We start from the raw sequence: 24,709 nt of genomic DNA on the forward strand, positions 1-24,709 counted from the left end.
CTGGCTATTTTTCTAGTAATTATGACTCAGGCTCTTTTTATTTTAATTGATTTTTTCGTTTTAAATATCTGCTAAATATTATACTGCTTATTATTCCGATAACGCTCAAAATTAATAGTATATAAAAATGTGGTGGTGTATAAGATAATTCAATATGAGTATCATTTTTCTTGACTGGAATAGCTGTCATAATACCGTTAGCTTGTTTTACATCTACATCGTGTCCATTAACACGTGCATGCATACCATTAGCATAGGCGATTGGTACCACTAAGTATCCAGAAGTTCCTTTAGGTTTAGTGAATGTATAGCCACTTCTAAATTGTGAAATAGTCACAGGTTTAAGTGATTTAGAAGCTTGTTTCAATGTATGATAATCTTCTCCATAGATACCTTTAATAGATAATCGATAATGTCCTTTAGTAAGACGAATCTTTAATTGATCCGAAGCTTTTACTCTCATTGTTACAGGCGTTACAAAACGTCGATATTTATAACTTAGCATATTACGATTTTGAGCATATTCATTTACTCCTATAGAATGCTCAATATCGGGAGCTAACAATTCTACATCCATTTCGACATACATATCTTTATATTGATTAGCTAACGTTTTAGGTAATGTCAATGTGATACCACCATTATTTTTTTCTACGTTTAAATGAGTTTTATCTTTCCAAGTAGCATTATTTGTAGATTGATATGCTTTACTTAATAGGTTTTTATTTTGAGTGAAAGAAGTATTCGCTTTGATTGAATCATCATCTAATACTACACCTTGTAGCATCGCTTGCTCACGATCTAATGGCGATTTGAGATCATGTTTATTAAAAATCTTATTAGTAATATGCGTGGCTGGATAATTAATAGTATTTTCTGAATGAATTAATTTATCTGAACCATTATTGATAGTATCTACCTTTTTAAAACCATAAGGCATATTCAGATCATTAGGATGTCGGAATCGATCTTGAACATCCCACATGGCTTCTAAATTTGCTCGATTCCCTAAGTATCGATATGTACTATTTTTATCAACAGGCATATTAATTTGCATTTCTTTATCATAGTATTTTAATATGTCACCATCAAAAATACTTGAGTAAAGTGAAATGCCATTATAATGGTAAATAAATGGTGAATTGAGTGCATAGGCTGACATGTAATCGATACGATGGAAAGGATTTTTATTATCTTTTTGTTTTTTAATATTATTAATTTTTTTAGCAAGTTTATGATTATAATAACTTGAATCTGTTAATGTTTTCGTAGTCGTTGCATATGGATCAATAGTACGGGCTCGTGAATCGTGTGTCATTATAATTTGTTGTACAAAGAATAGTAATACAATAGCTATTAGTATATAAGGTTGATATAACCATTGTTTTTTCCATACTACAAAGATTAAAACGATGATTAAAAATAATGGTACAATCATCCAATTGACATAAGCACTTGCAAATATATAGTGATATAAACCAAATATAAATACCGGAATTGCTACAAGTAAATATTGTTTTAATGTAAGTTCAGATAAATATTGAATATATAATGCAATTAAGATACTAGTTGAAATAGATAAAAAGTATACCCATCGACGTTGTGGTAATGAAAAGCCATTAAATGCACTATCAAAGTATTGTGATAACGATCCAATAAGTAAAAACCAAGTGATGATAGCAAAAATTTTATAATAGTAGTGACGATATAACTTAAACGTAAATAAAGCCATTAATGCAATAATCGAAACTGTGATATAAAAACCATCAGAAAAAATATGATATTTACTTTGTGTTAAATCTGTAAACAATGTAATATTAAAGTCATCATTTTGGGCTCTATCATTGTTTAGGAATGAAGATACACCTGTATAGAATCCTAAAATACTAGATAAAAGCGCAAGTATTGCACCAATAACGAGTAAATAAAATTTTTCCCATCTTGATACGATATCACAACGATATTTAAAAATGACTCTTAATATGAAATAAATCCCTAATACAATAGCTTGGTAGTAACTGAAATAAAAATTAGAAAATAAGGTCAGAGCAACTGAAAAGATAAATAGCCCTATTCTTCTTTTTTGGAAGAAACGTTCCATTCCCCATAAAGATAAAGGTAATAAAATCAATAAGTCTCCATAAAATGACCATGTATAGTTATAGTAAAGCACAAGAGTGGATGCACCATATAAAATAGTAGCGATAAGCAATGGCGCTGTTTTCAACTTTAGCCATTTTAAATAGTAAAATACAACAATAATTGTAATAATCGTTCTAGCGTAAGCGATTATTAATTGGTTAGTTGCCCAAAAGGCGATATGACTCGTTTGCCAATGAAATAAAAAATGACTTACCCAGATTATAAAAAAATTAATCCACATTATGGGAGATAAAGAATAATAATAGGCCAACCCCTTAATGTAATCTCCGCCTAATCCAAAAGATTGATCATAGGCTCCTTTGAACTTACTGTAATGTTCATATAAGTACATTTGAAATGGCATCATTTGTCTAAAACCATCTCCAGAACCACTAAATACAAATCCTTCTTTGAAATAATCTTGAATAAATGGATAATAAATTGCTAAAGAAATGATATTAGCAATTATAAATATAGATAAAAAGGTCAATAATCGATTGGACCGAATTTTATTGATCAATGTTTTTCCTCAACTTTCTCTTTTTGGTATTAACAAATCTAACAAATACAACACTTATTACTATACTGATGAGTGAGATTAAAATCATAGTATTCCAATAAGGTGGTTGATATTTAATAATTATTTTTTTAGCAGATGAATTAACAGGAACGCCTGTCATCATGTAATTAACTTTCATAGGTTTAATACGGTGTCCATCAACATACGCTTGCATCCCTTCTCTATAAGGAATATTAATTGAAGCAATCCCTTTATCATGTTTAGCTAAGTTGACTTCAACGCCGTTTTTAATATCTTTATATTTGTTATTAAAATCAGCTTTTTTATGCATTTGTTTTAATATTTTATAGTTTTCACCATTTAATTGTTGAAGGTTTAAATAAAATGTTCCTTTAGGAGATAAAGTGATATTAATGTTTCCCTTATTATCAGGTTGTGTTCGATAAAGTTGAGTATCAATACCAGTACGATAAGTAGAATTGTTAAATAATCGGTGATTTGCATAATTATTTACAGAGACTGTGTAATTACTATCAGGATTACCACGCTTTATTTTCATCGTAACGTAAAAATCATCATACTTTTGGCGTAATGATTGAGGTAAGTGTATCGTTAATGTTCCACCTTTATCTCCAATTACTTTATAGACATTACCATTTAAATGTTTTAAATTTTTATAACTCAATGATGATTGATTTAATAAATTAGGAGCTTTAGCTTTATAACTTGTGCCTTCATTGTTTAAAATCACACCTTTTAACATTGCATGTTCTCTATCAATTGCAGTCGTCAATTTTTTACTATTGTATATAGAATCAGTTACTTTAACAGATGGTAAGTTAAGTGTATTTTCATAAATACCATATTGTCCGCTTGATTTTATTTTTTTGAAGTAGGAAGGTAAGTTATTTTGATAATTTTTTAGCATCATATAACGCACTGAAAATAGACTCGCGATATTTTGTCGTCCATTCGTTGATTGATATCTACTCAATGACTCCTCAGCTAAATTAATTTTTAAAGCATCGTAATAATAATCGAGTATATTATGATGAAAAATACTTGAATATAAACTTAACCCTTTAAAATGTTGATACATCGGTGTATTATCTTGCTCGTTGACTCTCCAATCGATACGTTCATCTTCATGCTTATTTTGATTCATTTCTTGAACAAGTGCACGTTGTAAGTCGGAACTATATAAACTGGAATTAATATAAAACGTATTTCCACGATCAGTGTGATCTTTATAGTAAATTTGATTTTTAATAAATACTATAGAGACCAAGATACTTAATAATATAATTGAAACACTATATAAATAACTTAATTTAAAACGATATGTACGATCTTTAATGATAAGAACCATCAATCCAATCAAAGATACAATAGGGACTAATATGAACCATGCTAAAAATTTATGATATATCATAGCACTTATAAATATAACTAATTCTGCAATAATATTACTTATTAGATAAGATTTTGTAGTTAGTGTTTTGAAATATTTTAAAAATAATCCGATTAATAGTGTGGAATTAAAAGCTAAAATAAAATGCCAACGCTTTTGAGGCGCTGAAAAACCATTAAATACTTGGTCGATGAAAGGTATAAAACTAAATATAATAAATACAAAGGTAAGGATAGCAAATAAACGATAATAATAATGTTTATATAATTTAAAACTTAAAAGAGCTTGAATGGTAATAAATAATAATACAATTAAATAATTATCAAAGAAAATATTTGTATTAATATCTAATTTTTCAAATGTATCAACTGCTCCAGAAAAAGGTACACGACGGTTATTTAAAAAGCTTTGAGCACCATGAAAAAAGATAAATAAACTATTACCTAAACCTAACAGGGCACTAATGATTAAAGTTAAAAATGCTTTACTTCTTGAGAGAATATCTTTTGGATGTCTAAATATTATACGAATCAGTATATAACCCGCACCTATTAAACAAAGATAGTATGCAAAATAAAAGTTATTAATTAGTATTAAAGAAACAGTAACAATGAATAGTCCAAACTTCTGTTTTTGTAAGACTCTTTCAATAGAGAGTAATAATAACGGCATCCAAACAAACACATCACTAAAGAAGGGCCAATACACTGTAAAGCGATAATATAAGGGTGACATAACAAATAAAAACGCTACAACTAAGCTTAACCATTTGTTATTTGAAATGTATTTACTATATAAATAAGTGCAATACATGGCAATCATTGCTTTAATCATGGACATAATCAGTGCATTAATCATCCAAAATAATACATTATGCGTATGTAAAGGAATAAAAATTTTAATAAGTGCAATAAATACTACATTTATTATAAATAAAATATTTGTGGAGAAGTAGTAACTAAGATCTGTAAAGAAATCGCCACCTAATCCAAAATCAGTGGAATAAAACAAATTGCCACTACTCCATTTATCAAATAAATACATTTGAATTGGAACCATTTGTTCCATTCCATCATTTGGACCTGTAAATAAAATACCATCGTGAATAAAACGATAAATGACATAACTATGTCCTATGATGGACAGTGCTATAAAAAGTCCTAGATAAGTAAAGAATTTTTTCATATTAAACCTCTATAGTTAGAATGTACTATTCATAATTAAAAAATGACTACATACTAAATTGTAGAGTATTAAACTTCTTAATAAAAGTATTTATATGTTTTATAAAAAATTAGAAATTTGTTTTTAATATTAGCGATTTAATGAATATGAAATAGCATGTTAAAATATAATAGAATTGATAATAGTAGTGAAGATTTTAAATATTGATTATAATCGAACAGTTGAAATAAATTTAATGAAAGTAGGGTGAATGTCATGGTGATTCAATGGTATCCAGGGCATATGGCAAAGGCCAAAAGAGAAGTGACAGAACAACTTAAGAAAGTAGATGTGGTATTTGAACTTGTTGACGCACGTATACCGTATAGTTCAAGAAATCCAATGATTGATGATGTCATTAAACAAAAACCACGCGTAGTTATTTTAAATAAAAAAGATATGTCGAATTTAAATGAAATGCAAAAGTGGGAACATTTCTTTACTGATAAAGGTTTTTATCCTGTAGCAGTTGATGCGAAACACGGCAAAAATTTAAAAGGTGTAGAATATGCTGCAATTGAAGCGACTAAAGAAAAATTTGAGAAAGAAAAAGCGAAAGGACTTAAACCTAGAGCAATACGTGCCATGATTGTTGGTATACCTAATGTGGGGAAATCTACATTAATTAATAAGTTAGCTAAAAAAAATATTGCTCAAACAGGAAATAAGCCGGGAGTAACGAAACAACAACAATGGATTAAAGTAGGTAAAGCATTACAACTACTAGATACGCCAGGTATTTTATGGCCTAAATTTGAAGATGAAACTGTAGGTAAAAAACTAAGCCTTACTGGTGCCATTAAAGATAGTATCGTACACTTAGATGAAGTAGCAATATACGGTTTACACTTCTTAATTAAACATGATATTGAAGGATTGAAGAATCATTACAATATTGATGTAGAAACTGATGCAGAAATTTTAGAATGGTTTGATGCTATTGGACGTCGACGTGGGTTATTACAAAAAGGAAATGAAGTCGATTACGAGGCTGTCATCGAATTGATTATTAATGATGTGCGTAATGCTAAAATTGGAACTTATTGTTTTGATATTTATTCAGAAATGAAAGGGGACTTAGATTATGCCTCAAACAATTAAAGAGATTAAAGCATTATTAGACACAATTGATTCAATTGAAGCACTTGAACAACATGAATTAATGAGTGATACAAGAAAAGGGGTACAGCAAAATATAGTACGACGTCGTAAACAGCTTTTAAAAGATCAAGAAACACGAGAACATTATCAACAAATGAATAAATATGAAAATGAAATATTAAAGGACAATCCTAATGCTTTAATATGTGGGATTGATGAAGTAGGTCGTGGTCCACTTGCTGGGCCTGTTGTAGCTTGTGCAGTCATTTTAAATAAAGAACATCAATATTTAGGATTAGATGACTCGAAGAAAGTTTCAGCAACAAAGCGAAAAATACTTAACGAACAATTAAAAGAAGGCGTTTATGATTATGCTTACGGGATAGCAAGCGCTGAAGAAATTGATGAGTTCAATATTTACAACGCAACCAAATTAGCTATGAAACGTGCTATTAATCAATTAACAGAACAACCTAACCATTTACTTATTGATGCTATGACATTGGATAATGCAATTCCTCAAACTTCTATTATTAAAGGAGATGCTAAAAGTGTTTCTATTGCTGCTGCTAGTATCATGGCAAAAGAATATAGGGATGGTTTAATGGCGGAAGTAGCACTGAAATATCCTGGTTATGATTTTGAAAAAAATGTAGGATATGGCACTAAATCACACCTTCAAGGATTAAAACAATTAGGCATAACGCCATATCATCGTAAAACGTTTGAGCCTGTTAAATCAATGATATAATTAAATAAAAATAAAATTATTTGAATTTAAAAACTATTGCAAAAAGTATAACACTTTCAGTTTACAAAAGCGCTTACATTTTCTATAATTAAAGTGAACTTAACCTAAGAAACAGGAGGATGGAAGATGAATATCCACGAGTATCAAGGTAAAGAAATATTTCGTGCTATGGGTGTAGCCGTTCCAGAAGGACGTGTAGCATTTACTGCTGAAGAAGCGGTGGAAAAGGCAAAAGAATTAAATTCAGATGTTTATGTAGTGAAAGCACAAATTCACGCTGGGGGTAGAGGTAAAGCAGGTGGAGTTAAAATTGCTAAATCACTGTCTGAAGTTGAAACTTATGCTAATGAATTATTAGGCAAGCAATTAGTAACGCATCAAACTGGGCCTGAAGGTAAAGAAGTTAAACGCTTATATATCGAAGAAGGTTGTGATATTCAAAAAGAATATTATGTAGGCTTTGTCATTGATCGTGCTACTGATCGTATTACATTGATGGCTTCTGAAGAAGGTGGAACTGAAATTGAAGAAGTTGCAGCTAAAACGCCAGAAAAGATCTTTAAAGAAACAATCGATCCAGTGATAGGGTTATCACCATTCCAAGCACGTCGTATTGCATTCAATATCAATATTCCAAAAGAATCTGTAAATAAAGCAGCAAAATTCTTACTTTCTTTATATAATGTTTTTGTTGAAAAAGATTGTTCTATTGTTGAAATTAATCCACTTGTAACAACGGGTGATGGTGATGTTTTGGCTTTAGATGCGAAATTAAATTTTGATGATAATGCATTATTTAGACATAAAGATATTTTAGAATTACGTGATTTAGAAGAAGAAGATCCAAAAGAAATTCAAGCATCTAAATATGATTTATCATATATTGCTTTAGATGGTGACATTGGTTGTATGGTTAATGGTGCCGGATTAGCCATGGCTACAATGGATACAATTAATCATTTCGGTGGTACTCCAGCTAACTTCCTAGACGTTGGTGGCGGTGCTACAAAAGAAAAAGTAACTGAAGCATTCAAAATCATCTTGGGGGATGATAATGTTAAAGGTATTTTTGTAAATATCTTCGGTGGAATTATGAAATGTGATGTGATTGCAGAAGGTATTGTAGCAGCAGTTAAAGAAGTCGAATTAACTTTACCTTTAGTTGTTCGTTTAGAAGGCACAAACGTTAAACGTGGTAAAGAGATTTTAAATGAATCTGGTCTAGCAATTGAACCAGCAGCAACAATGGCTGAAGGTGCACAACAAATTGTTAAACTTGTTAAAGAAGCGTAAGGAAAGGATGGGAACACTAAAATGGGTGTATTTATAGATAAGAATACTAAGGTAATGGTGCAAGGTATTACAGGGTCTACTGCCCTTTTCCATACAAAACAAATGCTTGATTATGGCACACAAATTGTCGCAGGGGTAACACCAGGTAAAGGTGGACAAGTTGTTGAAGGCGTGCCAGTGTATAATACAGTAGCTGAAGCTAAAAAAGAAACAGGTGCTAACGTATCAGTAGTTTACGTACCAGCACCATTTGCTGCAGATTCAATTTTAGAAGCAGCTGATGCAGAATTAGATATGGTGATCTGTATTACTGAACATATTCCAGTTGTTGATATGATTAAAGTGAAACGTTATTTAGAGGGTAGAAAAACACGTTTAGTTGGACCGAACTGTCCTGGTGTAATTACGGCAGATGAATGTAAAATTGGTATCATGCCAGGTTATATTCATAAAAAAGGGCATGTAGGTGTTGTTTCTCGTTCAGGTACTTTAACATATGAAGCAGTACATCAATTAACTGAAGAAGGTATTGGTCAAACCACAGCAGTAGGTATCGGTGGGGACCCAGTTAACGGTACAAACTTTATCGATGTACTTAAAGCATTTAATGAAGATGAAGAAACAAAAGCTGTTGTTATGATTGGCGAAATCGGTGGTACTGCTGAAGAAGAAGCAGCTGAATGGGTCAAAGCAAACATGACTAAACCAGTGGTTGGTTTTGTTGGTGGACAAACAGCACCTCCAGGAAAACGTATGGGCCATGCAGGTGCAATCATCTCAGGTGGTAAAGGAACTGCTGCAGAAAAAATTAAAACGCTTAATGAATGTGGTGTTAAAACAGCAGATACACCATCAGAAATTGGTACAACACTAATTGAAGCGGCAAAAGAAGCAGGCATTTATGAAGAACTATTAACAGTGAAGTAGCAATTATGTAATTAATAATTGAATTCAAACTGTCAACAATTACTGAAATTTGTTGGCAGTTTTTCTTATATATATCGTAGACTACAATATATTATAAATGACTGAACGCTCTATTTTTCACATGTTATGAAATCAAAAAGTATACATAATCTTTTAATATTATTACTCCTTACATTTATATATCAAATTTGTCTTATAAATGAAATTTTACTGTTAATGATTCACGGTATAATAAATTAAAAGGAGACATTTACTTCATGAATGATTTTATTTTATTAAAAATGAGATGGATAGGGTATACGACCCAACATATTCATCATTTACTCAATGTATTTCCAAAATTTTTCAATGTTAATGAACATGATCAATTTGAAATGATCAATGAATGGGAATCTCTATATTTAAAAAAGAAGCGTTTTACTCAATTAACAGAGATTTCTTACGATTATATTCAAACCCAACTTTCTAGATATCAGGTTAACTATGTTACTTCATTTTCTTCTCAATATCCTTCATTGCTTAAAACTATTTACGACTATCCTTTTATATTATTTTATCGTGGAAATATACATTTATTATCATCTACGTATACTTTAGGTGTTGTAGGTTCACGTGAGGCCACAAATTATTCTAAGTGTGCACTAGATTATCTATTTCCTCACTTTATAAATATTCCACTAACGATTGTATCCGGTTTAGCGAAAGGTGCTGATAGCATAGCTCATCAATTCGCATTAAAACATCATCTTCCAACTATTGCAGTTCTAGGTTTTGGTCATTTAAATCATTATCCAAAGGAAACACGAAAGTTACGCAATATAATTGAAGAAACTGGTTTAGTCATAAGTGAATATCCTCCTTTAACAAAAATAAACAAATATCAATTCCCTGAAAGAAATCGTCTGATAAGCGGGTTGTCTCGTGGTGTATTAATTACTGAAGCTAAAATTAAAAGTGGTAGTCAAATTACAATAGATTGTGCTTTAGATCAAAATAGAAATGTTTATGTACTGCCTGGATCGATGTTTAATCCTTTGACAAAAGGAAATTTATTACGTGCTCAAGAAGGTGCAATGATTGTTTCAGAAGCAGAAGATATATTATATGATTATCGCTTTTTAAACGATTAAATATATAAATAATTAATTGTGAAAATTCAAAGGATATTTCACAAAAAAATATCTATATTGGATTAAAATATTGACAAAAACAAAATTAACCGTTTATCATTTATCTTTAGTAATTGAAAAAGCAAGGGGGAATTCACTTTGGCAGATAATTTAGTCATCGTTGAGTCGCCTGCAAAAGCGAAAACCATTGAAAAATATTTAGGTAAACGATATAAAGTTATTGCTTCTATGGGACACGTACGAGATTTACCAAGAAGTCAAATGGGTGTAGACGTAGAAGATAACTATGAACCAAAATATATAACTATTCGAGGTAAAGGTCCTGTTGTTAAAGATTTAAAAAAATATGCGAAAAAAGCTAAAAAAGTTTTCTTAGCTAGTGACCCTGACCGCGAAGGTGAAGCGATTGCTTGGCATTTATCAAAAATTTTAGAACTTGAAGAATCAAAAGAAAACAGAGTTGTATTTAATGAAATCACTAAGGATGCAGTAAAAGAAAGTTTTAAACATCCTCGTGGTATTGAAATGAATTTAGTTGATGCACAACAAGCGCGTCGTATTTTAGATAGACTTGTAGGTTATAATATTTCTCCAGTACTATGGAAGAAAGTAAAAAAAGGATTGTCAGCTGGTCGAGTACAATCAGTTGCTTTAAGATTAGTCATTGACCGTGAAAATGAAATCCGTAATTTTAAACCAGAAGAATATTGGTCAATTGAAGGTGAATTTAGATATAAAAAATCAAAGTTCACTGCTAAATTCTTACATTATAAAAACAAACCGTATAAATTAAAAACAAAAAAAGATGTTGAAAAAATTACATCCGAATTAAATGGTGATGAATTTGAAATCACTAATGTAAATAAAAAAGAAAAAACGAGATACCCTGCAAATCCATTTACAACGTCTACGTTACAACAAGAAGCAGCACGTAAACTTAATTTTAAAGCACGTAAGACTATGATGTTAGCACAGCAATTATATGAAGGTATCGATTTGAAACGACAAGGTACAGTTGGATTAATCACATATATGAGAACAGATTCAACACGAATCTCACAAACTGCTAAAGATGAAGCAAAATCATATATTGAAGAGAAGTATGGTACTGAGTATACTTCAAACCGTAAAACAAAAGGTAAACAAGGGGATCAAGATGCCCATGAAGCTATTCGTCCAACAAGTACATTACGTACACCAGATGAAATGAAAGCATATTTAACACGTGATCAACATCGCTTGTATAAATTAATTTGGGAACGTTTTGTAGCAAGTCAAATGGCTCCTGCAGTTTTAGATACTGTGGCTTTAGATGTAACACAAAATGACATTAAATTTAGAGCAAATGGACAAACAATCAAATTTAAAGGCTTTATGACATTATATGTTGAAGCAAAAGATGACAAAGATAATGATAAAGAAAATAAATTACCAAAATTAAATCAAGGTGACAAAGTAACTGCAACACAAATTGAACCGGCACAACATTTCACTCAACCACCTCCACGATACACAGAGGCACGATTAGTTAAAACATTAGAAGAATTAAAAATTGGTAGACCTTCAACATATGCTCCAACGATTGACACAATTCAAAAACGTAATTATGTTAAACTTGAAAGTAAACGTTTTGTACCAACTGAACTAGGAGAAATCGTGTATGAGCAAGTGAAGGATTACTTCCCAGAAATTATTGATGTTGAATTTACAGTTAATATGGAAACCTTGCTCGATAAAATTGCAGAAGGTGATATCGGTTGGAGAAAAGTTATCGATAATTTCTATGGTAGTTTTAAATTAGATGTTGCACGTGCAGAGGAAGAAATGGAAAAAGTTGAAATTAAAGATGAACCAGCCGGCGAAGATTGTGAAGTATGTGGAGCTCCTATGGTAATAAAAATGGGACGTTATGGTAAATTTATGGCGTGCTCGAATTTCCCAGATTGTCGAAATACAAAAGCTATTGTTAAAACTATTGGTGTCACTTGTCCAAAATGCAAAGATGGCGATGTAGTTGAGAGAAAATCTAAGAAAAATAGATTATTTTATGGTTGTTCGAATTATCCAGAGTGTGATTTTATTTCTTGGGATAAACCAATAGGAAGAGATTGTCCAAAATGTAATCATTACTTGATGCAACATAAAAAAGGACGTAGTTCTCAAGTGATTTGTTCTAATTGTGACTATAAAGAAGAAGTACAAAAATAGAGTTTTATTAAAGGAGAATGTATATGAGTCAAACTGTTAATGTTATAGGCGCAGGATTAGCTGGTTCAGAAGCAGCTTATCAATTAGCAGAACGTGGTATTAAAGTGAATTTAATCGAAATGCGTCCTGTTAAACAAACGCCTGCCCATCATACAGATAAATTTGCTGAGTTAGTATGTTCTAATTCACTACGTGGTAATGCATTAACAAATGGTGTAGGTGTGCTTAAAGAAGAAATGCGACGTTTAGATTCATTAATCATCGCAGCAGCTGATAAAGCTAGAGTTCCAGCTGGTGGTGCATTAGCAGTAGATAGACATGACTTTGCTGGTTATATTACAGATACATTGAAAAATCATCCTAATGTAACTGTTTTGAATAAAGAAATTCACAGTATTCCAGAAGGACATACAATCATTGCAACAGGCCCGTTAACAACTGAACATTTAGCTAAAGAAATTGTAGAAATTACAGGTAAAGATCAACTATATTTCTACGATGCAGCAGCTCCAATCATTGAAAAAGATTCAATTGATATGGATAAAGTCTATTTGAAATCACGCTATGATAAAGGTGAAGCAGCATATTTAAACTGCCCTATGACTGAAGAAGAATTCAATCGTTTTTATGATGCGGTATTAGAAGCTGAAGTTGCACCTGTAAATGAATTTGAAAAAGAAAAATATTTTGAAGGATGTATGCCATTTGAAGTGATGGCTGGTAGAGGTCATAAAACATTACTATTTGGTCCAATGAAACCAGTAGGATTAGAAGACCCTAAAACTGGTAAACGTCCATATGCAGTAGTGCAATTACGTCAAGATGACGCAGCTGGTACGCTTTATAATATTGTCGGCTTCCAAACACATTTAAAATGGGGCGCTCAAAAAGAAGTCATTCAATTAATTCCAGGTTTAGAAAATGTTGATATTGTTAGATATGGTGTGATGCATAGAAATACCTTCATTAATTCACCTGATGTTTTAAATGAAAAATATGAATTAATTAATAATGATAGAATTCAATTTGCAGGACAAATGACAGGTGTGGAAGGATATGTTGAAAGTGCAGCAAGTGGACTTGTAGCAGGTATCAATTTAGCGCATAAGTTACTTGGAAAAGGAGAAGTGATTTTTCCAAGAGAAACAATGATAGGCAGTATGGCTTATTATATTTCTCATGCTAAAAATGAAAAAAACTTCCAACCAATGAATGCTAACTTTGGTTTATTGCCGTCACTTGATCGCCGCATTAAAGATAAAAAAGAACGTTATGAAGCACAAGCATATCGTGCACTAGACTATTTAGAAAATTTCAAAAAAACGTTATAGATTTAAATTATAATAAAATATTTTGAAGGAATTTTTAAATTATTCACAAATTCTCAAAAGATTTTGAATTCTATAGCTAATTATTTTAGTCCCCCTCAGTTTATATGCTACAATGCATATGATGGAGGGGATTTTTAGTGGAAGAAATCCAAAAGAAATTTTTGAATATGCTTAAAGTTGAAAGAAATTTCTCCGACCATACATTAAAAGCGTATCATGACGATTTAGCTCAATTTAATCAGTTTTTAGAACAAGAACTGTTAAATTTAAGAACGTTTGAATATAAAGATGCAAGAAATTATCTAAGTTATTTATATTCCAATAATTTGAAACGTACTACTGTATCAAGAAAAATATCAACATTAAGAACATTTTATGAGTTCTGGATGACTCAAGATACATCTGTAAATAATCCTTTTATACAACTTGTACATCCTAAGAAAGAGCAATATCTTCCTCAATTTTTTTATGAAGAAGAAATGGAAGCATTATTTAATACTGTTTCAAACGATGCAAAAAAAGGATTAAGAGATAGAGTAGTAATTGAATTATTATATGCAACAGGCATTCGTGTTTCAGAACTTGTGAATATAAAGGTTATGGATTTAGATATGAATCTTCCAGGGGTAAAGGTATTGGGTAAGGGAAATAAAGAACGATTTGTGCCTTTTGGAGAGTTTTGTAGACAAAGTATTGAACAATATTTAGAAAAATTCAAACCACTTAAAGGTAAAAGTCATCCTTATTTAATTGTTAATATGAAAGGTGATCCTATTACTGAGAGAGGTATTAGATATCTTCTCAATGATGTAGTTAAACGTACAGCGGGGGTAACTGAAATCCACCCTCATAAATTAAGACATACATTTGCTACACATTTATTGAATCAAGGTGCAGACCTAAGAACAGTTCAATCTTTATTAGGACACGTTAACCTTTCTACAACTGGTAAGTATACACATGTATCTAATCAACAATTGCGCAAAGTGTATTTAAATGCACATCCTCGAGCAAAAAAGGAGAGTAAATAAATGAGTAAGACATCATTACATGCTACAACGATATATGCTGTAAGACACAATGGAGAAGCGGCAATGGCTGGAGACGGTCAAGTTACACTTGGTGAACAAGTAATTATGAAGCAAACAGCTAGAAAAGTAAGACGCTTATACGAAGGTAAAGTGTTAGCAGGATTTGCAGGAAGCGTAGCCGATGCATTTACATTATTTGAAAAATTTGAAACTAAATTACAACAATTTAGCGGTAATTTAGAACGCGCTGCTGTAGAACTTGCTCAAGAATGGCGTGGAGATAAGCAATTACGTCAACTGGAAGCCATGCTTATCGTAATGGATAAAGATGGTATTTTAGTGGTAAGTGGTACAGGTGAAGTCATTGCGCCTGACGATGATTTAATCGCTATTGGTTCAGGAGGAAACTATGCATTAAGTGCAGGAAGAGCACTTAAACGTCATGCTTCACATATGACTGCTAAAGAAATGGCATATGAAAGCTTAAAAGTGGCTTCAGATATTTGTGTATTTACAAATGATAATATTATTGTTGAGACTTTATAAATAACATATATAAACAAAACGGAAATGAATTGATATGGACATACATTAAGGTGGAGGTAATAGTAAATGGATGCAAACGGTATAAAATTAACACCTAAAGATATCGTATCTAAATTGGACGAATATATTGTAGGTCAAGAAGATGCAAAACGTAAAGTAGCAATCGCGTTAAGAAATAGATACAGAAGAAGTCTTCTTGATGAAGAAACTAAGCAAGAAATTGCACCCAAAAATATTTTAATGATTGGCCCAACTGGTGTAGGTAAAACAGAAATTGCACGCCGTATGGCAAAAGTCGTAGGTGCACCATTCATTAAAGTAGAAGCTACAAAATTCACTGAAGTTGGATATGTTGGACGTGATGTAGAAAGTATGGTTAGAGACTTGGTGGACGTGTCTGTAAGACTCGTAAAAGAGCAAAAGAAATCATTAGTTGAAGATGAAGCAACACAAAAAGCTAATGAAAAATTAGTAAAATTACTTGTTCCTAGTATGAAGAAAAAAGCAGCTCAAAATAATAATCCACTTGAATCTCTTTTAGGTGGTGCTATTCCTAATTTTAATCAGAATGACGAGGAAGAAGAAGCCCCTACAGAAGAAATCAAAACAAAACGGTCAGAAATAAGACAACAACTTTTAGCAGGTAAGCTAGAAGAAGAAAAAGTTAGAATCAAAGTTGAACAAGACCCTGGCGCATTAGGAATGTTAGGCACGAGTCAAAATCAACAAATGCAAGATATGATGAATCAATTGATGCCTAAACGAAAAGTAGAAAGAGAAGTACCAGTAAAAACAGCACGTAAAATTCTTACTGATGATTTTGCAGATGAATTAATTGATCAAGAAACTGCTAATCAAGAAGCTTTAGAATTAGCAGAACAAATGGGAATTATCTTTATCGATGAGATTGATAAAGTCGCTACAAACAATTCCAATAGTGGTCAAGATGTATCAAGACAAGGTGTTCAAAGAGATATATTACCAATCCTTGAAGGTAGCATGATTCAAACTAAGTATGGTACTGTAAATACTGAGCACATGCTATTTATTGGTGCTGGCGCTTTCCATGTTTCTAAACCAAGTGACTTGATTCCTGAGTTACAAGGGCGTTTTCCAATTCGAGTTGAACTTGAAAGCTTAACAGTCAATGATTTCTATAGAATATTGACTGAACCTAAGTTATCTCTTATAAAGCAGTATGAAGCACTGTTAAAAACTGAAGAAGTTACGGTCAACTTCTCTGATGAAGCGATAACACGATTAGCTGAAATGGCATATCAAGTGAATCAAGATACAGACAATATTGGTGCACGTCGATTACACACTATTTTAGAAAAAATGTTAGAAGATTTATCTTTTGAAGCACCAAATATGCCAAATGCAGTAGTAGATATAACACCACAGTATGTTGATGATAAGTTGAAATCTATTTCAACAAACAAAGATTTAAGTGCATTTATTTTATAATATAAATAAAGGAGAAATTTTATGAGCTTATTATCTAAAACTAGAGAATTAAATACATTATTACAAAAACATAAAGGCATTGCGGTAGACTTTAAAGATGTTGCTCAGACTATTAGTAATGTAACTGTTACAAATGTCTTCATCGTTTCTCGTAGAGGTAAAATTTTAGGTTCAAGTTTAAATGAACTTTTAAAGAGTGAACGAATTAGTAATATGTTGACTGAAAGTAAACATATTCCAAGTGAATACACTGAACTACTTATGCAAGTTCAACAAACTAAAGCGAATATTGATATTGATTCAGACTTGACAGTATTCCCTCCAGAACACAGAGATGTATTTATTAATAGTAGAACAACCATCTTCCCGATTTTAGGGGGAGGCGAACGCTTAGGTACACTGATTCTAGGAAGAGTTAAAGATGACTTTAATGAAAATGATTTAGTGCTTGGCGAATACGCTGCAACTGTTATTGGTATGGAAATTTTACGTGAGAAACATAATGAAGTTGAGAAAGAAGCACGTGATAAAGCTGCTATTACAATGGCAATCAATTCATTATCTTATTCTGAAAAAGAAGCGATTGAACATATTTTTGAGGAACTTGGTGGTAATGAAGGTCTATTAATTGCATCTAAAGTAGCAGATAGAGTAGGTATTACACGTTCTGTAATTGTAAATGCGTTACGTAAATTAGAAAGTGCTGGTGTAATAGAATCACGATCGCTTGGCATGAAAGGTACATTTATTAAAGTTAAAAAAGAAAAATTCTTAGATGAACTTAATCGAAGTGAATAAATATTTTTTAAAACTACTATCTATCTATTAAAATTAAGATAGTAGTTTTTTATTTTATGCAGTTAAAAAATGTTGCGTAATGATTCTAGATATGATATTATTATTGACGGCTATAAAGCCAATACACACGTAGTGAATGTAAATATAAAGGGTGCAGTCTTAAGTATTGTCTTTATATTAGTTTACTATGGAGGTAATTAACCAATAGGAGGAATTTAACATGGCAGTAATTTCAATGAAACAATTACTAGAAGCCGGTGTTCACTTCGGTCACCAAACACGCCGTTGGAACCCAAAAATGAAAAAATATATCTTTACTGAAAGAAATGGTATTTATATCATTGACTTACAAAAAACAGTAAAAAAAGTTGAAGAAGCTTATAACTTCTTAAAACAAGTATCTGAAGATGGCGGTAAAGTCTTATTCGTAGGTACTAAAAAACAAGCACAAGAATCAGTTAAAGCTGAAGCAGAACGTGCTGGTCAATTCTACGTTAACCAAAGATGGTTAGGTGGAATCTTAACTAATTATAAAACAATCTCAAAACGTATTAAACGTATTTCTGAAATTGAAAAAATGGAAGAAGACGGTTTATTTGACGTTTTACCTAAAAAAGAAGTTGTTGAACTTAAAAAAGAATATGACCGTTTAATCAAATTCTTAGGCGGTATTCGTGATATGAAATCTATGCCTCAAGCATTATTCGTAGTTGACCCTCGTAAAGAGCGCAATGCGATTGCTGAAGCACGTAAATTAAATATCCCTATCGTTGGTATCGTTGACACTAACTGTGATCCTGATGAAATCGACTATGTTATCCCAGCGAATGATGATGCTATTCGTGCCGTTAAATTATTAACTGGTAAAATGGCTGACGCTGTCTTAGAAGGTCAACAAGGTATTTCAAACGATGAAGTAGCTGCAGAACAAAACATCGATTTAGATGAAAGTGAAGAAACTCAAAAAGCAGAATCAACTGAAGAAAATACTACTGTTGAATCAAACTAAGATATAGTTTAAATGGGTGATAAGATGTAATGCTTATCGCCCTTTTTTTAAAATATTTATTTAAAATGGATAGTAAATTGGGTATAAATATAAAAGATAAATATTCAATTATACTTTTAAATCAGATTTTATTTTTAAAATAACCTTAATTTAAAAAATTATTAATAAATCGTAATAGAGTATTGGAAATAATAGTACCTTTAATGGTAATATTTAAATATCATCTATTATTACAATTAGACATATTGGAGGAATAATTAATGGCAATTTCAGCAAAACTTGTTAAAGAATTACGTGAAAGAACTGGCGCAGGTATGATGGATTGTAAAAAAGCGCTAACTGAAACTGATGGAGATATCGATAAAGCAATCGACTACTTACGTGAAAAAGGTATTGCTAAAGCAGCTAAAAAAGCTGATCGAATCGCTGCTGAAGGTTTAGTACATGTAGAAGTAAAAGGTAATGAAGCAGCAATCGTTGAAATTAACTCTGAAACTGATTTCGTTGCTCGAAACGAAGGATTCCAAGAATTAGTTAAAGAAATTGCTAATCAAATCCTTGAAAGTAAAGCTGAAACAGTAGAAGCTTTATTAGAAACTAAATTAGCAAGTGGTCAAACAGTTGATGAAAGAATGAAAGAGGCTATCTCAACAATCGGTGAAAAATTAAGCATCCGTCGTTTTGCTATTAGAACTAAATCTGATAACGATGCTTTTGGTGCATACTTACACATGGGTGGACGTATCGGTGTATTGACTGTTGTTGAAGGTTCTACTGATGAAGAAGCAGCTAAAGATGTAGCAATGCACATCGCTGCAATTAATCCTAAATATGTTTCTTCAGACCAAGTAAGTGACGAAGAAATTAATCACGAAAGAGAAGTATTAAAACAACAAGCATTAAATGAAGGTAAACCTGAAAATATCGTTGAAAAAATGGTTGAAGGTCGTTTACGTAAATATCTTCAAGAAATTTGTGCTGTTGACCAAAACTTCGTTAAAGACCCAGATCAAACAGTTGAAGCTTTCTTAAAATCTAAAGGCGGTAAATTAGCTGACTTCGTACGTTATGAAGTAGGCGAAGGTATGGAAAAACGCGAAGAAAACTTTGCTGATGAAGTTAAAGGTCAAATGAAATAATTTGTTCACATTATTCTAACAAGAAAGAAGACACCTTTAAGGAATTCTATATAATAAAATTCTTTTATTATAGAAGACCATTAGTGTCTTCTTTACTTGTATATATTACATATCATTAATCATAGAGAGGAAAAAATAATGGCGCAGACTTCTAAATATAAACGTGTAGTACTGAAACTTAGTGGTGAAGCACTTGCAGGTGAAAAAGGTTTTGGTATCAATCCTATCATCATTAAAAGTGTAGCAAAACAAGTCGCTGAAGTAGCTAAAATGGATTGTGAAATAGCTGTTATCGTTGGTGGCGGTAATATTTGGAGAGGTAAAACAGGTAGCGATTTAGGCATGGACCGTGGTACAGCTGATTATATGGGCATGCTTGCTACTGTAATGAATGCATTGGCATTACAAGATAGTTTAGAGCAATTAGATTGTGATACACGAGTATTAACTTCAATTGAAATGAAACAGGTTGCTGAGCCTTATATTCGTCGTCGCGCAATTAGACATTTAGAGAAAAAACGCGTAGTTATTTTTGCAGCTGGTATTGGTAATCCATACTTCTCTACTGACACAACTGCAGCACTACGTGCAGCTGAAGTAGAGGCCGATGTCATTTTAATGGGTAAAAATAATGTTGATGGTGTGTATTCTGCCGACCCAAAAATTGATAAAAATGCTGTAAAATATGATCATCTAACACATATTCAAATGTTACAAGAAGGCCTACAAGTTATGGATTCAACTGCTTCTTCATTCTGTATGGATAATAACATTCCATTAAATGTATTCTCTATTATGGAAGAAGGCAATATTAAACGTGCCGTTATGGGCGAAAAAATTGGTACATTAATTACTAAATAATTAGAGGTGTAAATGTATGAGTGAGATAATTCAAGATACAAAATCTAGAATGAAAAAATCAATTGAAAATTTATCACGTGAATTAGCTAATATTAGTGCGGGTAGAGCGAATTCTAATTTATTAAACGGAGTAAATGTTGATTATTATGGTGCCCCAACACCAGTTCAACAGTTAGCGAGTATAAACGTGCCTGAAGCACGCTTACTTGTCATTTCTCCATATGATAAATCATCTGTAGCTGATATTGAAAAAGCGATTATTGCTGCTAACCTAGGTGTGAACCCTACTAGTGACGGTGAAGTTATTCGTATCACTGTTCCTGCTTTAACTGAAGAACGTCGTAAAGAATTAGTTAAAAATGTTAAAAAAATCGGTGAAGATTCAAAAGTTTCAATCCGTAATATTCGTCGTGATATCAATGATCAATTGAAAAAAGACGAAAAAAATGGAGACATTACTGAAGATGATTTAAGAAGCCAAACAGAAGATGTTCAAAAAGTAACAGACAATTCAATTAAAGAAATTGATAATTTAGTTGATGAAAAAGAAAAAGATATTATGTCTGTTTAATATTTCATCATACTCTTCTATGACAAGATTATAAATTGTTTTAGTCTAAACTGTGCCAAGTCAGACTTTGGTACAGTTTTTTAATTTGCTTATTCAATGCCATTATTTAGTATGATAAAATGATAGATGATTTCTTAAATAACCTATATAATATAACAGAAATGATCAGGCTCGGAGGAAAGACCATGTTTAGAAAGCTAATAAAAAGAAATAAGACTAAAATCAATCAAAATGATGATTTAGATATACATAATTTACCTGAACATATAGCAATTATCATGGACGGAAATGGTCGTTGGGCAAAAAAGCGTAAAATGCCTAGAATTAAAGGTCACTATGAAGGTATGCAAACCATAAAAAAAGTGACACGTGAAGCAAGTCATTTAGGTATTAAATATTTAACTTTATACGCTTTTTCAACGGAAAATTGGTCAAGACCTGAAAGTGAAGTTAATTATATCATGAATTTACCTGTGAATTTTTTAAAAACATTTCTACCAGAACTTATAGAGAAAAATGTTAAGATAGAAACTATTGGTTTTTTAGATGCAGTACCCCAATCAACAATTGAGGCGATTAATTATGCTAAAGAAAAAACCAAAAATAATACAGGCTTGAAATTAGTATTTGCCATTAATTATGGTGGACGAGCTGAACTTGTTCAAAGTATGAAATCAATTTATGATGAACTTCAACGTAATGGTCAAAACAGTGATGATATTGATGAATTGATGATTTCCAAACATTTAATGACCCATCCAGATCCAGATCCAGATTTATTAATACGTACATCTGGAGAACAACGCCTTAGTAACTTCTTAATTTGGCAGGCTTCGTATAGTGAATTTATTTTTAATGAGAAGTTATGGCCAGACTTTGATGGTGAAGAATTAAAACAATGTATAAAAATATATCAATCTCGCCAAAGACGTTTTGGAGGATTAAGTGAGGAGTAAATTATGAAAGTAAGAACATTGACCGCGATTATAGCATTGCTTATTTTTCTACCTATATTATTAAAAGGTGGAACTATTTTAATGCTTTTTGCTTATTTGCTGGCGCTCATTGCTTTAAAAGAATTGTTAAATATGAATATGATTAAATTTTTATCAATTCCAGGTATTTTCAGTGCTATAGCGCTTATTATTATTATGCTTCCTCAGTCTGCCGGAGATTGGGTGAGTGATGTTCAATTAAAAAGTTTAATTGCAATGAGCTTCATACTATTAAGTTATACTGTACTTTCGAAAAACAGATTTAGCTTTATGGACGCTGCATTTTGTTTAATGTCTGTAGCATACGTTGGAATAGGATTTATGTATTTTTATGCTACACGTTCTTATGGTTTACATTATATACTTTTTGCATTTTTAATCGTATGGTTAACAGATACTGGCGCATATATATTTGGACGATTAATGGGAAAACACAAACTATGGCCAGTTATTAGTCCAAACAAAACGATTGAAGGTTTTATTGGAGGACTCATTTGTAGTTTAATTGTTCCACTTGTAATGATGTTTTTTGTAGATTTTCATCTAAATATTTGGCTGTTATTATTAATTACAATTATTTTAAGTGTATTTGGTCAATTAGGTGACTTAGTAGAATCTGGTTTTAAACGTCATTTTGGTGTTAAAGATTCAGGCAGAATCTTGCCAGGACATGGCGGTATTTTAGATAGATTTGATAGCTTTATGTTTGTTTTACCACTGTTAAACATTCTATTGCTACAAATGTAATAAAAAATTAACGTTTTATTTATTTATGAAAAGTATATAATGATATAATTGAGGAGTTATTGAGTTCACATTTGATTAATATTATACAATCGTGTACTTTATAGCTCTTTTTTAAAACTGTTTTTTTATACTAGAAATTATTATAAAATTTAAAATCTAAAATCTTATAATCTAGATAATTTAAATATTAAAATTAATTGAGGTGTTGTAAGTGAGTTATTTAATCACAATCGTCTCATTTATTATCGTATTTGGTGTACTCGTTACAGTACATGAATATGGACATATGTTTTTTGCAAAACGTGCAGGTATTATGTGTCCAGAATTTGCGATTGGAATGGGACCCAAAATTTTCAGTTTCCGTAAAGATGAAACGTTATATACAATACGTTTACTTCCAGTTGGTGGGTATGTAAGAATGGCAGGAGATGGATTAGAAGAACCACCCGTTCAGCCAGGAATGAATGTTAAAATAAAACTAAATGAACAAGATGAAATTACACATATTATTTTAGATGATCAACATAAATTCCAAAAAATTGAAGCGATTGAAGTTAAACGATGTGATTTTAAAGATGATTTATATATTGAAGGTATTACAGCATATGATAATGAAAGACATCATTTTAATATTGCTAAAAAAGCTTACTTTGTTGAAAATGGTAGTTTAATTCAAATTGCACCAAGGCATCGTCAATTTACACATAAAAAACCATTACCTAAGTTTTTAACTTTATTTGCGGGCCCATTATTTAACTTTATTTTAGCTCTCGTACTATTTATTGGCTTAGCTTATTATCAAGGTACGCCTACCCCTACAGTAAAACAATTAGCAGACAATTATCCAGCACAAGAAGCTGGATTAAAAGCTGGAGATAAAATTGTTCAAGTTGGACACTATAAAATTAACGATTTTAGCGATATTCAAAGTGCACTTAATAAAACGAAAGACCATCAAACAACAATTAAAATTGTACGAGATGGTCACACCAAATCACTAGATGTTACACCTAAAAAACAAGTGATTAAACAGACAAAATTAAATTCTAAAACTTCTTATGTATTAGGTTTTCAACCTGCGAATGAACATTCACTATTTAAGCCATTAGCATTAGGCGTACAACAATTTTTAGATGCAAGTGTACTTATTTTTAAAGCAGTTGGAACAATGATTGGAAGTATTTTCACAGGTGGCTTTACTTTTGATATGTTAAATGGTCCAGTGGGTATTTATCACAATGTAGATTCTGTAGTAAAACAAGGTATTATTGCATTAACATACTATACGGCATTGCTGAGTGTTAACTTAGGGATTATGAACTTATTACCTATTCCAGCTTTAGATGGTGGTAGAATTTTATTTGTTATTTATGAAGCGATATTTAGAAGACCAGTAAACAAAAAAGCTGAAACTGCAATTATTGCTGTTGGAGCTATATTTGTAGTGATTATTATGGTCTTAGTCACTTGGAATGATATACAACGTTATTTCTTATAATTTAGGAGG

Annotated in this window: 20 protein-coding genes; 18 read left to right on the forward strand and 2 right to left on the reverse strand. The window is 31.4% G+C overall.

Going from position 1 to position 24,709, the window contains the following annotated elements:
• Positions 1-37: 37 nt before the first annotated feature.
• Together HMPREF2930_RS06850 and HMPREF2930_RS06855 are read right to left on the reverse strand one after the other, a co-directional pair.
• Complete coding sequence (locus HMPREF2930_RS06850; RefSeq protein ID WP_017174589.1) at positions 38-2,662, reverse strand: YfhO family protein; 2,625 nt, start codon at positions 2,660-2,662, stop codon at positions 38-40.
• Entirely contained in the window at positions 2,652-5,258 is a 2,607-nt protein-coding gene (locus tag HMPREF2930_RS06855; RefSeq protein WP_017174590.1) for a YfhO family protein, read from the reverse strand. The genes HMPREF2930_RS06850 and HMPREF2930_RS06855 overlap by 11 nt, the downstream gene beginning before the upstream one ends.
• A 255-nt stretch (positions 5,259-5,513) precedes the next feature.
• Here HMPREF2930_RS06855 and ylqF point away from each other — a divergent pair, with 255 nt between their 5' ends.
• From ylqF to rseP, 18 genes are all read left to right on the forward strand, one after another.
• Complete coding sequence (gene ylqF, locus HMPREF2930_RS06860) at positions 5,514-6,398, forward strand: ribosome biogenesis GTPase YlqF (RefSeq protein WP_017174591.1); 885 nt, start codon at positions 5,514-5,516, stop codon at positions 6,396-6,398.
• The gene (locus tag HMPREF2930_RS06865; RefSeq protein ID WP_017174592.1) at positions 6,382-7,149 is read left to right on the forward strand and encodes a ribonuclease HII; all 768 of its coding nucleotides are present in this window, start codon (positions 6,382-6,384) and stop codon (positions 7,147-7,149) included. The genes ylqF and HMPREF2930_RS06865 overlap by 17 nt, the downstream gene beginning before the upstream one ends.
• A gap of 126 nt (positions 7,150-7,275) precedes the next feature.
• Entirely contained in the window at positions 7,276-8,442 is a 1,167-nt protein-coding gene (sucC, locus tag HMPREF2930_RS06870) for an ADP-forming succinate--CoA ligase subunit beta (protein WP_017174593.1), read from the forward strand.
• A 21-nt stretch (positions 8,443-8,463) separates the two neighbouring features.
• Positions 8,464-9,369 carry a succinate--CoA ligase subunit alpha gene (sucD, locus tag HMPREF2930_RS06875; protein ID WP_037540990.1) on the forward strand — a complete coding sequence of 302 codons (906 nt, stop codon included), beginning with the start codon at positions 8,464-8,466 and terminating at the stop codon, positions 9,367-9,369.
• Between the two features lie 257 nt (positions 9,370-9,626).
• On the forward strand, positions 9,627-10,499 hold the full coding sequence (gene dprA, locus HMPREF2930_RS06880; protein WP_019835580.1) for a DNA-processing protein DprA: 873 nt from the start codon (positions 9,627-9,629) through the stop codon (positions 10,497-10,499).
• Between the two features lie 138 nt (positions 10,500-10,637).
• Positions 10,638-12,707: a type I DNA topoisomerase gene (gene topA, locus HMPREF2930_RS06885; RefSeq protein ID WP_017174596.1), complete on the forward strand. Its 2,070-nt coding sequence runs from the start codon at positions 10,638-10,640 to the stop codon at positions 12,705-12,707.
• Positions 12,708-12,730: 23 nt separating this feature from the next.
• Positions 12,731-14,038: an FADH(2)-oxidizing methylenetetrahydrofolate--tRNA-(uracil(54)-C(5))-methyltransferase TrmFO gene (gene trmFO, locus HMPREF2930_RS06890; protein WP_017174597.1), complete on the forward strand. Its 1,308-nt coding sequence runs from the start codon at positions 12,731-12,733 to the stop codon at positions 14,036-14,038.
• A 137-nt stretch (positions 14,039-14,175) separates the two neighbouring features.
• Positions 14,176-15,069 carry a tyrosine recombinase XerC gene (gene xerC, locus HMPREF2930_RS06895; protein WP_017174598.1) on the forward strand — a complete coding sequence of 298 codons (894 nt, stop codon included), beginning with the start codon at positions 14,176-14,178 and terminating at the stop codon, positions 15,067-15,069.
• Positions 15,070-15,615 carry an ATP-dependent protease subunit HslV gene (hslV, locus tag HMPREF2930_RS06900; protein ID WP_002448739.1) on the forward strand — a complete coding sequence of 182 codons (546 nt, stop codon included), beginning with the start codon at positions 15,070-15,072 and terminating at the stop codon, positions 15,613-15,615. It begins immediately after the preceding gene.
• 66 nt (positions 15,616-15,681) lie between these two features.
• On the forward strand, positions 15,682-17,082 hold the full coding sequence (gene hslU / locus HMPREF2930_RS06905; protein WP_017174599.1) for an ATP-dependent protease ATPase subunit HslU: 1,401 nt from the start codon (positions 15,682-15,684) through the stop codon (positions 17,080-17,082).
• Positions 17,083-17,103: 21 nt separating this feature from the next.
• Positions 17,104-17,880 (forward strand): GTP-sensing pleiotropic transcriptional regulator CodY, encoded by a 777-nt coding sequence (gene codY, locus HMPREF2930_RS06910; protein ID WP_037540991.1) that lies wholly within the window; start codon positions 17,104-17,106, stop codon positions 17,878-17,880.
• A 220-nt stretch (positions 17,881-18,100) separates the two neighbouring features.
• Positions 18,101-18,889 carry a 30S ribosomal protein S2 gene (rpsB, locus tag HMPREF2930_RS06915; RefSeq protein WP_002448842.1) on the forward strand — a complete coding sequence of 263 codons (789 nt, stop codon included), beginning with the start codon at positions 18,101-18,103 and terminating at the stop codon, positions 18,887-18,889.
• Between the two features lie 260 nt (positions 18,890-19,149).
• Positions 19,150-20,028, forward strand: a complete 879-nt coding sequence (tsf, locus tag HMPREF2930_RS06920; RefSeq protein WP_017174601.1) for a translation elongation factor Ts — start codon at positions 19,150-19,152, stop codon at positions 20,026-20,028.
• Positions 20,029-20,166: 138 nt separating this feature from the next.
• Positions 20,167-20,889, forward strand: coding sequence for a UMP kinase (pyrH, locus tag HMPREF2930_RS06925; protein ID WP_017174602.1), 723 nt, complete (start codon positions 20,167-20,169; stop codon positions 20,887-20,889).
• Between the two features lie 16 nt (positions 20,890-20,905).
• The gene (gene frr / locus HMPREF2930_RS06930; protein WP_017174603.1) at positions 20,906-21,460 is read left to right on the forward strand and encodes a ribosome recycling factor; all 555 of its coding nucleotides are present in this window, start codon (positions 20,906-20,908) and stop codon (positions 21,458-21,460) included.
• Positions 21,461-21,645: 185 nt separating this feature from the next.
• Positions 21,646-22,416 (forward strand): isoprenyl transferase, encoded by a 771-nt coding sequence (locus HMPREF2930_RS06935; protein WP_017174604.1) that lies wholly within the window; start codon positions 21,646-21,648, stop codon positions 22,414-22,416.
• A 3-nt stretch (positions 22,417-22,419) separates the two neighbouring features.
• Positions 22,420-23,202 (forward strand): phosphatidate cytidylyltransferase, encoded by a 783-nt coding sequence (locus HMPREF2930_RS06940; protein ID WP_017174605.1) that lies wholly within the window; start codon positions 22,420-22,422, stop codon positions 23,200-23,202.
• A gap of 211 nt (positions 23,203-23,413) precedes the next feature.
• Complete coding sequence (rseP, locus tag HMPREF2930_RS06945; protein WP_017174606.1) at positions 23,414-24,700, forward strand: RIP metalloprotease RseP; 1,287 nt, start codon at positions 23,414-23,416, stop codon at positions 24,698-24,700.
• Positions 24,701-24,709: the final 9 nt, after the last annotated feature.

The sequence above is a fragment of the Staphylococcus sp. HMSC068C09 genome, from assembly GCF_001813735.1.
Classification (GTDB): domain Bacteria; phylum Bacillota; class Bacilli; order Staphylococcales; family Staphylococcaceae; genus Staphylococcus; species Staphylococcus hominis.